At 52.3% G+C, this 728-nt stretch carries 1 protein-coding gene and 1 pseudogene; one reads left to right on the forward strand and one right to left on the reverse strand.

Going from position 1 to position 728, the window contains the following annotated elements:
• Positions 1-145: pseudogene (locus tag FK268_RS25170) on the forward strand (helix-turn-helix domain-containing protein); the annotation flags it as partial.
• Between the two features lie 59 nt (positions 146-204).
• Here FK268_RS25170 and FK268_RS25175 read toward each other — a convergent pair.
• Positions 205-728 (reverse strand): hypothetical protein (locus FK268_RS25175; protein WP_231707237.1); only part of this gene is annotated, 524 nt, incomplete at its 5' end.

A 728-nucleotide genomic window follows, 5' to 3' on the forward strand; every position in this document is an offset into this window, starting at 1 on the left:
CCATCGCGGACCTTCGTCTCGTCGTCGCGGTCACACGTTGCGGGAGATCGCGAACCAGCTGAACAGGTCCGCGTCGACCATCAGCAGAGAGCTGCGGCGCAATCACGCGCCAGACGGAACCTATCGACCGTTCCAAGCGCACCGGATGGGTCGCCACGGTCGGCGTACGGACCGCCGGGGATGCACTTGCCGTAGCCGACTGATTCAAGGGTTCCTACGCAGGGCCTCGGTGCGAATATACCAGGCATCAATCCGTTTCAGGCGCTGCATGCCAAGGCTTGCGAGAAGATCTTCTACTCGTCGTTTGTCAAGCAGTGCCTTAAACGAGTAATTCAACCCAATTTCGTAGTCCATCGGTACGCAAACCGCAAGAATGGAGGCACCAGGGACGATGCTAAAATAATCAGCCACTTCACGCAGGAGCTCTGTCTCGTAGATTCCCTGCGAAGAGGATGAATCCATGTTATCGACAACTATTAGAATGTCGGCTTCAGAATGAAGTCGCGACATCGGCCTAGAGTTCCTCGTTTCTATTAACTCGCTTGCGATGGTGGATAACTTTCTGTCATTTGCTGCAGCTTCAAGAAGGCTTTCATTAGGTCCGCGCCGAAAGGAAATGATGGCCAGTTCGCACTCAATCAGCGTTATCGCGTCTAGCGTGTTAAAAGTTCTATAATCAAACTTTTCGCGAATTAAGGAAGCGGAAAACCATCTTATAGATGGAAACT

The organism is Tsukamurella sputi, assembly GCF_007858445.1.
GTDB classification, from domain to species: domain Bacteria; phylum Actinomycetota; class Actinomycetes; order Mycobacteriales; family Mycobacteriaceae; genus Tsukamurella; species Tsukamurella sputi.